Annotated in this window: 12 protein-coding genes; 7 read left to right on the top strand and 5 right to left on the bottom strand. The window is 71.3% G+C overall.

The window, feature by feature from the left end:
* Positions 1 to 23 precede the first annotated feature (23 nt).
* Positions 24 to 728 (top strand): HAD family hydrolase, encoded by a 705-nt coding sequence (locus OHB13_RS16905; protein WP_328377675.1) that lies wholly within the window; start codon positions 24 to 26, stop codon positions 726 to 728.
* 350 nt (positions 729 to 1078) lie between these two features.
* On the top strand, positions 1079 to 1912 hold the full coding sequence (locus OHB13_RS16900; RefSeq protein ID WP_328377674.1) for a hypothetical protein: 834 nt from the start codon (positions 1079 to 1081) through the stop codon (positions 1910 to 1912).
* Between the two features lie 30 nt (positions 1913 to 1942).
* Here OHB13_RS16900 and OHB13_RS16895 read toward each other — a convergent pair whose 3' ends face one another.
* A complete protein-coding gene (locus OHB13_RS16895; protein ID WP_266855507.1) occupies positions 1943 to 2551 on the bottom strand; it encodes a cysteine hydrolase family protein in 609 nt (202 codons plus the stop codon).
* Between the two features lie 209 nt (positions 2552 to 2760).
* Between OHB13_RS16895 and OHB13_RS16890 the strand changes: the two genes are divergently transcribed.
* The 4 genes from OHB13_RS16890 (at position 2761) to OHB13_RS16875 (ending at position 8355) form a co-directional block, all read left to right on the top strand.
* On the top strand, positions 2761 to 3753 hold the full coding sequence (locus tag OHB13_RS16890; protein WP_266855508.1) for a GlxA family transcriptional regulator: 993 nt from the start codon (positions 2761 to 2763) through the stop codon (positions 3751 to 3753).
* Positions 3754 to 3914: 161 nt separating this feature from the next.
* Positions 3915 to 4340: a helix-turn-helix transcriptional regulator gene (locus tag OHB13_RS16885; RefSeq protein ID WP_266855509.1), complete on the top strand. Its 426-nt coding sequence runs from the start codon at positions 3915 to 3917 to the stop codon at positions 4338 to 4340.
* A 176-nt stretch (positions 4341 to 4516) separates the two neighbouring features.
* Entirely contained in the window at positions 4517 to 4927 is a 411-nt protein-coding gene (locus OHB13_RS16880; protein WP_266855510.1) for a VOC family protein, read from the top strand.
* 86 nt (positions 4928 to 5013) lie between these two features.
* Positions 5014 to 8355, top strand: coding sequence for an AfsR/SARP family transcriptional regulator (locus OHB13_RS16875; protein WP_328377673.1), 3342 nt, complete (start codon positions 5014 to 5016; stop codon positions 8353 to 8355).
* Here the strand turns inward: OHB13_RS16875 and OHB13_RS16870 are convergent.
* The 3 genes from OHB13_RS16870 to OHB13_RS16860 form a co-directional block, all read right to left on the bottom strand.
* Positions 8339 to 9100, bottom strand: coding sequence for an ABC transporter permease (locus OHB13_RS16870; RefSeq protein ID WP_266855512.1), 762 nt, complete (start codon positions 9098 to 9100; stop codon positions 8339 to 8341). The two genes, OHB13_RS16875 and OHB13_RS16870, sit on opposite strands and share 17 nt — an antisense overlap.
* Positions 9097 to 10125, bottom strand: coding sequence for an ATP-binding cassette domain-containing protein (locus OHB13_RS16865; protein ID WP_328377672.1), 1029 nt, complete (start codon positions 10123 to 10125; stop codon positions 9097 to 9099). Before OHB13_RS16865 ends, OHB13_RS16870 begins: the two co-directional genes overlap by 4 nt.
* 200 nt (positions 10126 to 10325) lie before the next feature.
* Entirely contained in the window at positions 10326 to 10835 is a 510-nt protein-coding gene (locus tag OHB13_RS16860) for a winged helix-turn-helix transcriptional regulator (RefSeq protein ID WP_443062950.1), read from the bottom strand.
* A 99-nt stretch (positions 10836 to 10934) separates the two neighbouring features.
* Between OHB13_RS16860 and OHB13_RS16855 the strand changes: the two genes are divergently transcribed.
* Complete coding sequence (locus OHB13_RS16855; RefSeq protein ID WP_328377671.1) at positions 10935 to 12143, top strand: MFS transporter; 1209 nt, start codon at positions 10935 to 10937, stop codon at positions 12141 to 12143.
* Positions 12144 to 12220: 77 nt separating this feature from the next.
* Here the strand turns inward: OHB13_RS16855 and OHB13_RS16850 are convergent, their stop codons facing one another.
* The gene (locus OHB13_RS16850) at positions 12221 to 13375 is read right to left on the bottom strand and encodes an ABC transporter substrate-binding protein (protein WP_443062949.1); all 1155 of its coding nucleotides are present in this window, start codon (positions 13373 to 13375) and stop codon (positions 12221 to 12223) included.
* Positions 13376 to 13457: the final 82 nt, after the last annotated feature.

Below are 13457 nucleotides of genomic sequence, written 5' to 3'. Positions count from 1 at the left end.
CGAGAAGCGAACAGGCGGTATCCGTGATCCGTGAGAACCTCCGAGACCGGATCACCTCGACACGGTATGTGCTGTTCGGCTTCGACGGCCCGCTCTGCCGGCTGTTCGGCCCGAGCGCCGAGCGGGCCGCTTCCGACGGGATGCGGACCTTCCTGGAGGAGCGCGGGATCACCGCTCTCGCCCCGGACGCGGACCTCGGCGGGCTCGCCGGTCCGCTCGACATCCTGCGTACGGTCGGGATGCTCCACCCGGACAGTGATCTCGTGGCCGACCTGGAGGAGTGGCTGACGCGCCAGGAGCAGCGCGCCGCCGCCGGGGCGTGGCCCACGATGTACGTGGACGGCGTCGTCCGCACCTGGGCGGCGACCGGCGGCCGGCTGGCCGTCACCACGAACCACTCGCCCCGTGCGGTGCGCGAGTACGTGACCGGCCGGGGCCTCGACGAGTGCTTCGGGCCGCACATCCACGGCCGGGCGGCGGCGGACCTCCAGCTGCTCAAGCCGCATCCGCACATGCTGGAGCAGGCACTGACGGGGCTGGGCGCGGACCGCGCGACGACGCTGGTGATCGGCGACTCGGTGCCTGACCTGCGAGCGGCCCAGGAGGTCGGCCTGCCGTTCCTCGGCTACGCCACGAACGACGCGGCCGTCGACGAGCTCGCCTCGGCGGGAGCCGACCTGGTGCTCAACACCTGGGAGCCGGTCCTGGACATCCTGTGGGGCCGGTAGCCGGTAGCCGGTAGCCGGTAGGCCGGTCCGTCGGCTGGACCCGGTGCGCTGCTGGGAGCTGCCCGCCGAACTCGCGGCTCCTTCGCAGGGGCCGGGTGCACCCCCGGAAGCAGCTATGGCGCATATTGAGGACCATGGTTGAGCAGGTGGAGGAAGAGGCCGGTCACGTGGAGCAGGCAGCGAAGGGGCGCGGGAAGGCCGCGTCCCCGTGTGCCCGCCGGTTCTCGCCGATGCCTGCGGGTGCCGGAGACGGTGCCGGTGCCGGAGACGGTCATGTGCCGGCCGTGTGAGTTCGGCCGGGTGAGTGCCGGGGACGGCCACCTGTTGGCTGCGTGAGTTTGGCTGCGTGAGTGGGGACGACATTGGACATCGTGGTGGAGTTCGACCGGGCGCCCCGGGCGGAGCACCTGTTGTGGCAGGAGCTGTGCGCCGGGCTGCCTGCCGGTACCCCGGCGCCCGGTGGGAGCCGCCCGCACCCCGGGACACTGGGCGTCGCGACCGCCCGCTCGGGCGACGGCGCACTGCTCGGGTGGGCTCCCGTGTTCACCGGCCAGGATCCGGAAGCGGCGACCGTCGAGTGGCTGCTCGTCACCCGGGAGCGCGAGCGCATCGTCCAGGGCAGTGTCGCCGAGCCGGCCGGTACCGGTGACGAGGAAGCCGTCCTGGTCGCCCTCTTCCGCGCGGCGGCCAACGCGGCCCGCACGGCCGGATACCGTGCGCTGGACTGGCTGGACCGGGGCGACACCGGTGCGGAACTGGATGCCCGCGCGGCGGCCGAACTGGAGGCTTCCATCCACCGGGAGCTGGGCCGGAAGTGGGGCGTATCGGCGCTGGCCCGCTGGCAGCGCCCCGACGGTCTGCCGGCCGTACGGACCCGCCGGGCGCCCCGGGGCACGGGGTGGCAGGGCCTGGAACTGCTGACGGCCGACGGGCGCACGGCGGCCCGGATCGCCGCTGTGGTCGCGGGTCCCGAGGTGTACGTGGAGAGGGTCGGCCACCATGGCGTCGAGGGGCCCGAACTGGGCTCCCTGGTGGCGGACTTCGTGGAGCAGATCCGCGAGGACCACCCCTCGGTGGAGTCCTTCCGGGTCCGCGAGCTGGACGACGAGGTGCTCGGCGTAGCACTCAAGTCGGCCAAGCTGCGGATCAGCGAACGGTGGTGGCAGTACCGGCTGCCGCTCTAGCCGGGGTTGCCGGGCTCGGACACGCCGGGCTCAGAGCTTCCCGGACGTGACGACGACCCCGTAGAGGTCGGTGATCGTCGCGAGCGCGCTGTGGTGGATCTGGTCGGCGCTCAGCTCGGTGCCCGCTCCGGCACCTGCTCCGGCACCTGCCGGGCGGAGGGGGCGGGTGGCGCAGGCGTCGGCGACGACGGTGGGCCTGTTGCCGCGCAGGAAGGCTCCCTCGGCGGTGAACGTCACGCACATATGGGTCATGAACCCGGCGATGATGACGTCCTGGTGGCCTGCGGCGTCGACGTGCTCGCCCAGGTCGGTGCCGACGAAGGCGTTCGGGGCCGTCTTGACGACGACGGGCTCGCCCTCGACCGGGGCCACGGAGGGGTGGATCCGGCCGGTCTCCGCCCGGATGTCGTACGGGGTGCCGGGGCCGCCGTCGTGGATGACGTGGATGACCTTCGCGCCGGCCTCCCGGGCCCTCCCCAGCAGTGCGGCGGCGGAGTCGAGCGCGGCCCGCCAGCCCGTCAGCTCCATGACACCGCTGACGTAGGTGTTCTGGTAGTCGACGAGGATCAGGGTCGCATCGGCGAGCGAAGCGGGCGTCTCGTCGAGACCGTTCAGCTCGCGCAGAGTCGTCGTAGCCATGGAAGTACCACCTCAGTTGTCGTATGCGGTGTCGTACCGGATGTCGCGCTCTCGGTGAGCTGCGTCCAGAACGCTACGGTCGCCTGAGGGTGTCGGCAATGTCATCTAACATGCAGATCCAGACATCACGGCATCGCCATTGCCGTCACTGTCGCCATCGCTGCGGCCCTCGCGGGCCGGCCGGACCGGCTGACCGGGTGGAGACCCCCATGAGCGCCCTCGCACGGCTCGTCGTCATCGTCCTCTTCGAGGGCGTCGACCTCCTCGACATCACCGGACCACCCGAGGTGTTCTCCCTCGTGCAACGGGAGACCGGCGGCGCGGCGGGATACGAGGTCGTCCTCGCCGCCGAGACCCTGGACCCCGTCACCACATCGGCGGGTGTGCGCGTACTCCCCGACATCACCTTTCAAGAGGCGTCCACGCGGAGCATCGACACCCTGCTGGTCCCCGGCGCGGTCGAATCCGACAGCCACCGCCGTGTCCACGCCCTCACCGACCCCGCCGTGGTCGGCCGGGTGAGGACGCTCGCCGCCAGGACACGGCGGGTCACATCCGTCTGTGTCGGGGCGCATCTCCTCGCCGCCGCCGGTCTGCTCGACGGCAAGCGCGCCACCACCCACTGGTCGACCGCGCAGCAACTGGCAGCCGATCACCCGGAAGTCGAAGTCGACGCCGACCCGATCTTCATCCGCGACGGCGACGTGTGGACCGGCGCGGGGATCAGCGCCTGCCTCGACCTGGCACTCGCCCTGGTCGCCGACGATTTCGGCGAGGCCCTCGCGCTGCGTGTCGCCCGGCAGCTCGTGATGTATCTGAAGCGGCCGAGTGGGCAGAGCCAGTTCAGCGTGCCCCTGGAGCCGGTCTCCACGACACGGCGCGTGGATGACCTCCGGCACCACATCATGCGCAACATCGGCGAACCGCTCACCGTGGCGGACCTCGCCGCGTACGCCCATGTCGGCGAGCGGCAGCTCACCCGGATCTTCAAGGCCGAACTCGGCACGACCCCGAGCGCCTATGTCGAGTCGGCGCGCGTCGAAGTGGCGCGCAACCAGCTCGAATCCACCGACGCGACCCTGGAACGCATCGTGTCCAGCTGCGGGTTCGGCACGACGGACACGCTGGTACGGGCATTCCGCCGGCGACTCGACACGACACCGACGGAGTACCGGCGCCGGTTCCGCGCCGACGTGGGCTGACCCGTACCACCGCGGGCCGAATCCGGCAGCCGAGGCGGTGAGCCACATCACGTTCTTTCAAGTCAGGGGTGTTCGCGGTGGCTTCTCCGCTGAGCCGTCCGCCGGTCCGTCCGCCGGTCCGTCCGCTGGGTCTGACAGTGCCGGGCGGTAATCTGGAACCCATGAAACCGCGTGATCTTGAGAACCTCGCGCAGCTGCGCCGGGCACGGGATCTGATCGACCGGGAGTACGCGCGTCCGCTCGACGTCCCGGCGATGGCCCGGCACGCGCTCATGTCGCCGGGGCACTTCTCGCGGCAGTTCCGGGCGGCCTACGGCGAGACGCCGTACAGCTACCTCATGACCCGCCGCATCGAGCGGGCGATGGCGCTGCTGCGCGGCGGTACGAGTGTGACCGACGCGTGTATGGAGGTCGGCTGTACGTCGCTCGGCTCGTTCAGCTCGCGGTTCAGCGAACTCGTGGGGGAGTCGCCGACCGCGTACCGCGCCCGCGAGCACGGCGCCGTCACGGCGATGCCCCCGTGCGTGGCGAAAGTACGCACCCGCCCGGTCAGGATTCGAGAAGCGGGCCCAGCGGCGGCCGCCTAGGTCCTGTCCGGCCGATCTTCGTGGATCAGGCCGCGGCGTCTGGTGCGGTGCCTCGCAAGGCGGAGGATCGCCCCCGTACTTGGACGTACTGGGGTGACTCCGACAACGCGGCGAGGTGCCGTGCCAGGCGTCGCGGGCCCACGAAGATCGGCCGGACAGGACCTAGCTTTGACCTCATGACCATCGCGCTCCAGTACTGCCACATCACCGTCAACGACGTCGACGAGTCCCTCACCTTCTACCGTGACGCGCTCGGCCTGGAGGTGCGCAACGATGTCGCGTCGGGCGGCTTCCGCTGGGTCACCCTCGGCAGCGCCACCCAGCCCGGCCTGGAGATCGTGATCTCGGAGCCGCATGCCGGCCGGTCCCAGGCCGACGGTGACACCCTGCAGGAACTGCTCACCAAGGGCGTCCTGCCGAACATCGGCTTCCGCTCCGACGATCTCGACGCGACCTTCGAGAAGATGCTGGAGTCCGGTGCCGAGGTGCTCCAGGAGCCCATCGAGCAGCCCTGGGGCCCGCGCGACTGCGCGTTCCGTGACCCCTCCGGCAACATGGTGCGGATCTCCCAGACGCCGAAGGCGTAGCCGCGCCGAAGCCTGGCAGCAGCCCCTCAGCAGCAACTGGGCGCCTGCCAGCGGCCGATGGCAGGCGCCCATGGCAGACTCAGCGGGTGCAGATCAGGATGCTGGGTCCATTCGAGGTTCGCACGGACGACGGCGCCTTGGTCGACGTGCCGGGCGCGCGGTTGCGCGCAGTGCTGATCGCCCTCGCCCTCAAGCCGGGCCAGGCGGTCCCGAAGGCGTCGCTCGTCGACTGGATCTGGGGGGAGCGCCCGCCCGCCGACGCGACGAACGCCCTGCACCGCTTGGTGTCCCGGCTGCGGAAGGCGCTGCCGTACGGGGTGATCGAAGGGCATACGGACGGCTACCGGCTGGCGGTGGAGCCCGACGCCGTCGACGCCGTACGGTTCGAACGCCTCGTCATCGCGGGCCGGGCAGCCCGCACCGAGGACGTTTCCCGGCGGGTGCGGCTGCTGCGTGAGGCCCTTGAGCTGTGGCGCGGTGACGCCATGCAGGACATCGGTCTGCGGGACAGCGACGCGTTCGACGCCGTGGTCGTCCGGCTCGACGGGTTGCGCCTGACCGCCGCCGAGGAGAGGTTCGAGGCGGAGGTCGCCATCGGGCGCGGTGCGGAGGTGGTCGCGGAGCTGACCGACCTGGTGGCCGCGCACCCGCTGCGGGAGCGGTTCGTCGCCGCGCTGATGCGCGCCCTCGTCGCGGCCGGCCGTGACAGTGAGGCGCTGCTGGCGTACCAGCGTGCGAGGGAGGCCCTGGACGACGCGCTGGGTGTCGGCCCCTCGCCCGAGCTGGCAGCGCTGCATGTCGCCCTGCTGCGGGGCGAGTTGGGTCGGGGCGTGCCGGGGCGCGCCGAGGCCGGCCGGGGAGAACCGGGGCCGGGAGAGGCGGGCCGCGGAGAACCGGGCGGCGGAGAACAGGGGCCGGGAGAGCTTGGCCGGGGGGAAGCGAGCCGTAGGACCAACCTGCGCGCCGAGCTGACCACCTTCGTCGGCAGGGGCGCCGATGTCGCAGCGGTCCGCGAGCTCATCGCCGAGCACCGGCTCACCACCGTGATCGGACCGGGCGGCTCGGGCAAGACCAGGCTGGCCACCGAGGCCGCGCGCACCCTGCTGGGCGAACTGCCGGACGGAGCCTGGCTGGTGGAGCTCGCCGCCATCGGCGCGGACGGCGAAGTGGCGCAGGCGACGCTCGCCGGACTGGGCCTGCGGGACGCCCTGCTCGGCGGGCCCCCGAACGCCGAGCTGACGGACCGGCTCATCGCCGCGATCCGCGGGCGGGAGATGCTGCTGATCCTGGACAACTGCGAGCATGTGATCGAGTCCGCGGCGGTGTTCGCCCACCGGGTGCTCGGGGAGTGCCGGCGGCTGCGGATCCTGGCGACGAGCCGGGAACCGCTCGGCATCACCGGGGAGGCGCTCTGGCAGATCGAGCCGCTGGCCCTGCCGGGGAGGGACGCGGGCCCGCGGGAGATCGAGTCCTCACCCGCCGTTCAACTGCTGCGGAACCGGGCCGGGGCGGTGCGCCGGGACCTGGTGGCCGACGACCGCACGCTGGCGACGATGGTGCGCATCTGCCGGGCGCTGGACGGGATGCCGCTGGCGATCGAACTGGCCGCGGCCGGCCTGCGCACCATGTCGGTCGACCAGCTCGCCAACCGGCTCGACGACCGGTTCCGGCTGCTGACGAGCGGAAGCCGTACCGCGCTGCCGCGCCACCGGACGCTGCGCGCGGCGGTCGACTGGAGCTGGGAACTGCTCACCGACGCCGAGCGTGCGGTCCTGCGCAGGCTCTCGGTGTTCGTCGGCGGCGCGAGCCTGGAAGCGGCCGAACGGGTCTGCGCGGGGGACTCCGCGACAGACGCCGCGGGGGGCGGCGCGACAGGCACCGCGACAGACGCCGCGAGGGACGCCGCGAGGAACGCCGCAGGGGACGTCGTCGAGCAGGGGCAGGTGCTCGAACTGCTCACCGCCCTGACCGAGAAGTCGCTGCTGCTCGCCGACGGCGACAGCGCCCCGCGCTACCGCATGATCGGCACGATCAAGGAGTACGCCGGTCACCGGCTCGCCGAGGCGGGGGAATCGGACCTGGCGCGCCACGCGCACCTGGCCTGCTTCACCGAGCTCACCGAGACCGCGGAGCCGCACCTGCGCCGCGCCGAGCAACTGGACTGGCTGGCCACGCTCGAAGCCGAGCACGACAACATCGTTGCGGCGATGCGCGGCGCACTCGCGGCGGGCGAGGCGCAGGCGGCGATGCGGCTCGCGGCGGGCGCGGGCTGGTACTGGTGGCTCGGCGGGCGCAGGACCGAGGGCATCGAGCTGATCACAGCGGCCACCAGGACGCCGGGCGAGGTGACGGACGACGTCCGGGCCATGGTGTACGCGCTGGTCGTGCTGTTCGTGAGCTCCGGGCGGGGCGACGAACACCAGGCCGCGGAGTGGATCCACCAGGCGTACCGGTACAGCCGGAGCGGCGGACACAGCCGCCGCTACCCGCTGCTGGGGCTCGTCGACGCGCTGGAACGGATGGTGCAGGAGCCCGGCGCGTTCCTGACGGCGTTCGAGCCGCTGCTCGACGACGAGGATCCCTGGGTGCGTGCGCTGGCCCGGCTGCACCTGGGCAAGATGCGGATCATGGCCGGTCAGGGCGGTCGAGACGCAGACACGTACCTGGAGATGGCGCTCGCCGAGTTCCGGGCGCTCGGCGAACGGTTCGGGATCTCGTTCGCCCAGACCGAGCTGGCGGACCGGATGGCCGTGCGCGGCGAGTTCGCCGACGCGTGCGCGTACTACGAGCAGGCGATCGCGGTCGTCACCGAGGTCGGCGCCACCGAGGACGTCATCCGGATGCGGTCGCGGCAGGCGCAGCTGTACTGGCTGCTCGGCGACGAGGGCGCCTGCGCGGCCGCCATCGCCGAGGCGGAGCGGTTCGCAGAGCGGGTCACCTGGCCGGACGCGCTGGCCGAGCTGGCCCTCGCGAAGGCGGAACTCGCCCGGTGGAGCGGCGATGCCGAGGAAGCACGCCGGCAACTTGACGTCGCCACAGCGGAGTTGGGTGAGGAGGCGCGACATGCACACCATCGCGCGGTGGCGCACGACCTGCTCGGCTACCTCGCCGACGACCTCGGCGAGGCCCGGGCGCACCGCGCGGCGGCCTGCGAGGCGGCGGCCGAGGCGGGACACGTACCGCTGATCGCGCATGTGCTCGTCGGGGCCGCGGACCTGGCGCTGCGCCGCGACGAGCCCGAGCAGGCGGCGCGGCTGCTCGCGGCGAGCGCGGACGTACGCGGGCTTCCGTACCGCTCTCACCCGGACGTGGCCCGGATCGAGCAGGCCGCACGGAGCCGCCTCGGCGACGCGCGGTTCGCCGAGGCGGCTCTGGAGGGGACGCGGTCCGACTGGTCCCGGCTGGTCGAGGTCACGCTCGCTTCTTGAACGTGGAGACCGCCCATACGTATCCGAGGACGAGGAACCCGACGCACCAGGCGAGGGCCGCGATCGCGTCGCCGCCCGACGGGTGGCCCGCGAGGAGACCGCGCAGCGTCTCGATGATGGGCGTGAAGGGCTGGTACTCAGCGAACTGCCGCACGCCCGCCCCCATCGAGTCGGCGGGCACGAACGCGCTGCTCAGGAACGGCAGCATGATCAGCGGTACGGCGGCGAGCCCCGCCGACTCCGCGGTCTTCGCGGCCAGCCCCAGGGCGACGGTGAGCCAGCCGGCCGCGAAGCTGAGCAGCACGATGAGACCGATCACGCCGAGCCAGTCGAGGGCACTCGCGTCCGGGGCGAACCCCATCGCGAAGGCCACCCCGATGATGGCCGCGCAGGCCACCAGGCAGCGCACTGCGGTGACGATGACGTGCCCGGTCAGCACGGCACCGCGGGAGACGTCCATGACCTTGAACCGGTTGATGACGCCCGTCGTCATGTCGGAGTTCACGGCTGTCGAGGTGGCCCCGAGCCCGTAACTGATGGCCATGACGAGCAGCCCTGGCGTCGCGTAGTCGATGTAGTCGACGCCGACGTCGAACGCGCCGCCGAACACCTTGACGAACATGAGCATCATCACGATCGGGAACAGGACCGCGTTGAACACCGTGGTCGGGTTCCGCAGGTTGTGCTTCAGGTTGCGGCGCAACATGATCGCCGAATCGGCCAACGGCATCGGAACAGTACTCACTGGGCCATCTCCTCAGTAGTCGCGGCGGTGTTGGTGCTGGTGCTGGTGCTGGTGCTGGTGCTGGTGCTGGTGTCGGTGTTCGCGTTCGCGTTCGCGTCCGTGCTCGTGCTCGTGTGCTCGGTCAGGGCGAGAAAGACGTCGTCGAGGTCCGGTGTGTGTACGGAGAACTCCGCGGCGTCGAGTGCGTGCTCGTCGAGCCGGTCGAGGAGCGCCCGCAGCGACCTCGACGTACCGTCGCCGGCCACCCGCAGGGTCAGTTCCTCGTCGTCCCGCGTGGACCCGGCCAGGACCCGTGCGGCCGCGTCGAGTTCGTGCAGGCCGGCGAACCGGAGCCGGACGTGGGTGCCGGGGATCTGGCGCTTGAGCTCCTCGGGGGTGCCCTGGGCGACCAGGTGACCGTTGTTGAGCACCGCGATCCGGTCGGCGAGCTGGTCGGCTTCCTCCAGGTACTGGGTGGTGAGGAAGATGGTGGTGCCGTCGGCCACCAGCTCGCGGACGATGCCCCACATCGTGCGCCTGCTGCGCGGGTCGAGACCCGTCGTCGGCTCGTCCAGGAAGATGATCTGCGGGCTGCCGACCAGCGTCATCGCCAGGTCCAGCTTCCGGCGCATACCGCCGGAGTACGTCGACACCATCTTCTGCGCCGACTCCACCAGATCGAACCGTTCAAGGAGCCGCGTGACCACCCGGTCGCCGGAGCGCACGCGCTTCAGATCCGCCATCAGCTGCAGGTTCTCCCGGCCGGTCAGCAGCTCGTCCACTGCCGCGAACTGACCGGTGACGCCGATGAGCGGGCGTACGTCCCTGGTCGCGGTCGCCACGTCGTGCCCGGCGATGCGCACCGTCCCGGCGTCGGCTTTCATCAACGTCGTCAGGACGTTCACCGTTGTTGTCTTGCCCGCCCCGTTCGGGCCGAGCATGGAGAAGACCGATCCGGCGGCGACATCGAAGTCGATGCCGTCGAGCACGACTTTGTCGCCGTATGCCTTCCGCAGGCCTGAAACCGCAATCGCCGAAGTTTTCATGCCTCTACGGTCCCCACCGGGGCTGTCACCGGCCTGTCACGCCGCTGACACGCCCGCTGACACCGCTGACATCCCTCGCTGACATGGGCGGTACGCGGTACCTGAGGACCGCCGGTCCTCGCCGGTCCTCGCCGGTCCTCGCCGGTCCTGCCGGTCCTGCCGGTTCTGCCGGTCCTGCCGGTCCTGCCGGTCCGAGGCGGCTAGGGGCGTTGTTCGCCGACCTTGCGTACGTGTGACGTCGTTGCCGTGACGGGCCGGCCGCTCCGGTCCAGCACGTGGAAGCGCGGCACTTCCCGTCCGTCGCGGTCGGTCAGGACGGAGTGGTCCTCGCCGGGGGCGAAGGCGTGGCGTTCTCCCCACTGCCTGAGCGCGGCGATGATCGTGAACAACTCGCGTCCGGCGTCCGTGAGTTGGTACGTGTGGCGCTTGGCTCCGGGGGGAGTGCTCGTGGCGAGGATGCCGTGCGCGGTGAGCTTCCGGAGCCGGTCGCTGAGGATGTTGCGGGCGACGCCGAGGCGGCCCAGGAAATCGGTGAACGACGCCGCGCCATCCATCGCGTCACGGACGATCAGCAGGCTCCACCGGTCGCCGACGAGATCGACCGCGCGCGCGACCGGGCACGCCGGGTCGGTCCACTTCTGGTCGGCCCAGTTCGGGTCGTTCCGTTGGAGGTCGGTCCCCTTCTGGTCGGTCGGCACCGCGTCCATCATCGGACTCCTCCGGAATGAGTTGCAGATCGAAACCATTATGCCCTACGCTCCAAACGGTTTCAGATCGCAACCAATCGATGTCAATGGGGGTGGGCAGGGATGTCGTCGACGATCACAAGCGGTCAACGTCTGGTGCTGGCGTCGGTGTGCGCGGTGGCGGTGTCCACGATCTACGCGATCCAGCCGGTGCTGGAGGGTGCGGGCAGCGACCTCGGGCTGGCTGAGTCGACGCTGGGATGGCTGGTCGCGATCGGTCAACTCGGCTACTTCGCCGGGCTCGTGCTGCTGGTTCCCCTCGGGGATGTCCTCGACCGGCGCAAGCTGATCGTCGGGCATCTGATCCTCGCCGGCGCAGGTGCGACGATCACGTCTCTCGCGCCCAGCGGGGTGATCGCCGGGGCCGGTCTGGCGGTGGCGGGTCTGTTCGCGGTGGTGGTGCAGATCACGGTCGCCTACGTCGCGGCCACCTCGCCGGCAGGCGAGCGCGGCCGCAACATCGGCACGGTCACCTCGGGGGTGGTGCTCGGGATTCTCGGCGTCCGTGTGCTCGCGGGCGTGCTGGGAGACAGCGTCGGCTGGCGGGCCGTCTACGCCGTACTCGCCGTGCTCTGCATCGCCCTCGCCCTGATCGCGCACCTGACCCTGCACCCCGACGTCCGGCCTGTGCGTGCCCGCTACCGGGACGTCCTCGCCACCCCGGTACGCCTCGTCGTCACCGACCGGCTCTTCCTCAGCCGGGGACTGATCGCGTTCTTCCTGTTCGCGTCCTTCGGCACCCTGTGGAGCGGGCTGGCGCTGCCGTTGGGGGCCGCACCATGGCATCTCGGTACGTCAGCCATCGGGCTGTTCGGCCTTGCCGGCCTCATCGGCGCGGTGGCCGCCTCGCGGGCGGGCGTCTGGGCCGACGCGGGGCACGCCCGGACCGTCACCGGCTGGTCGCTGGCGCTGCTGGCCGCGTCCTGGATGCTCACCACACGGACGACACCGACTCTGTGGCTGCTCGTCATGGGCGTCGTACTGCTCGACTTCGCGGTCCAGGCCGTGCATGTGAGCAACCAGCACCTCCTCACCGCCGCGCACCCCGAACGCTCCAGCAGCGTCATCGGCGCCTACATGGCCTTCTACTCACTCGGCTCCGCTCTCGGCGCCACCACCACGACCTGGGCGTACACCTCTGCGGGGTGGTGGGCGTCCTGCCTGCTCGGGGCTGTCTACGCCGTCGCCGCGCTGGCTGTGTGGGCGCTCGCACGGCACGTCACCGCTTCCCCCCTCACCACCCCGGTCCCGGAGGAGCTCGCAGGACCATGACCCCGTCACCGTCACACGTCACCCCGTCCGGAACCCACCGCGTCCGCCCCCCCCCGCGATCGGACCTCCGCGCTCGCTCAGCCGGTGTGAAGGACCCGGAAGCGACCGGGTTCCGCCGGATCCCGGTCAACGACCTGGACCGGCGTCCAAGCCCATTGCCACACGCTGATGCCGGGCGTACGGGAGAACCGGATCGGCCCGCGGGTGCCTTCGACCGCGACGCCCGGCCAGGCTTCGGCGGTGCGTGCCCGGTCCGCGCCGTGCGAGCGCAGCACATCGGCGAGGACGGTGACCGTGTCGTAGCCCTCGAAGGCGACGAAGGACGGCGCTTCGCCCAGCCCCTCGCGGAGGGCCGTCCCGACCCGCACACCGAGTGGGCCGAGGCGCTCGGGCAGGTAGCGCAGGAACGGAATCGCGGCGCCGTCGTCGCCCAGCAACGCCGCCCATTCGGCGAACTCCGGCTGCCCGGCCGGAGCACCGATCATGATCTCGGCGAGGCGCTGGTCGCGGCGGACCGACTTGACGATCGGCACGGCCGGGTCGGGGTGGCCGACCAGAAGAAGGAGGGCCGTCGCACGCTGGTCGACGAGCGCGTCGCACAGGGCTGCGGGGGCGAGCGCGCGCGCGTCGAGTTCGGTGACGGTGCCGCCGCGCGGAGCGAGGTAGTCCCGCAGAATGCGGGCTCCGGACGCCCAGTAGACACTCGGCTCGGCTGCTATGGCGATGCGAGTGTGGCCCGCGCCGAGGAGGAAGTCCGCGTAGATCTGCCAGCCGTGCGACTGCGCGGGGGCGAGGCGCGCGACCCATTGCGTTGGCTCTTCGGTGAGCGCGTCGAGCACCGCTGACGAGCAGAGGAACGGCAGACCGAGGGCGTCCGCCCTGGCGGCAGCGGCGCGAGCGACGACGCTGTGGTACTCCCCGGCCACGGCAACCACGCCCAGCCGGGCCAATTCATCCACGGCCGCCGCGGCCTTCTGCGGATCAGCAGCGGTGTCCCGGACCACCAGCTCCAGTGGCCTTCCGAGGATCCCGCCGGCGTCATTGACTTCGCCAACGGCCAGCTGGAGCCCGGAGAGCAAGTGCCGGCCTGCCTCGACCCAGCCAGGCCGAGTCAGCGGAACGAGAGCGCCGATCCGGACCGATGACCCCTCAGCTCGCCCTGCTTCGGGCGACATTGGCAACGGCGATGACGACGAAGACAGCGACGACGACGGCGATGGTGGCGTATTCATGCGCTGGTGTCTCCTGAGTGACGATGCGGTCAGTGTCCCGATCAACCGTAGGCTGCTGCCTTTTGGACCGCGCATCAGAAGC

This window comes from Streptomyces sp. NBC_00440, from assembly GCF_036014215.1.
GTDB lineage: Bacteria > Actinomycetota > Actinomycetes > Streptomycetales > Streptomycetaceae > Streptomyces.
This window is presented reverse-complemented; position numbering and strand designations above follow the sequence as displayed.

What these genes read in the sequence shown, in the direction of transcription:
- OHB13_RS16885 (WP_266855509.1), top strand. Translation starts at nt 3,915, where the DNA reads ATGAAACCGCGTGATCTTGAGAACCTCGCGCAGCTGCGCCGGGCACGG.
- OHB13_RS16880 (WP_266855510.1), top strand. Translation starts at nt 4,517, where the DNA reads ATGACCATCGCGCTCCAGTACTGCCACATCACCGTCAACGACGTCGAC.
- OHB13_RS16865 (WP_328377672.1), bottom strand. Translation starts at nt 10,125, where the DNA reads ATGAAAACTTCGGCGATTGCGGTTTCAGGCCTGCGGAAGGCATACGGC.
- OHB13_RS16890 (WP_266855508.1), top strand. Translation starts at nt 2,761, where the DNA reads ATGAGCGCCCTCGCACGGCTCGTCGTCATCGTCCTCTTCGAGGGCGTC.
- OHB13_RS16855 (WP_328377671.1), top strand. Translation starts at nt 10,935, where the DNA reads ATGTCGTCGACGATCACAAGCGGTCAACGTCTGGTGCTGGCGTCGGTG.
- OHB13_RS16860 (WP_443062950.1), bottom strand. Translation starts at nt 10,835, where the DNA reads ATGATGGACGCGGTGCCGACCGACCAGAAGGGGACCGACCTCCAACGG.
- OHB13_RS16850 (WP_443062949.1), bottom strand. Translation starts at nt 13,375, where the DNA reads ATGAATACGCCACCATCGCCGTCGTCGTCGCTGTCTTCGTCGTCATCG.
- OHB13_RS16895 (WP_266855507.1), bottom strand. Translation starts at nt 2,551, where the DNA reads ATGGCTACGACGACTCTGCGCGAGCTGAACGGTCTCGACGAGACGCCC.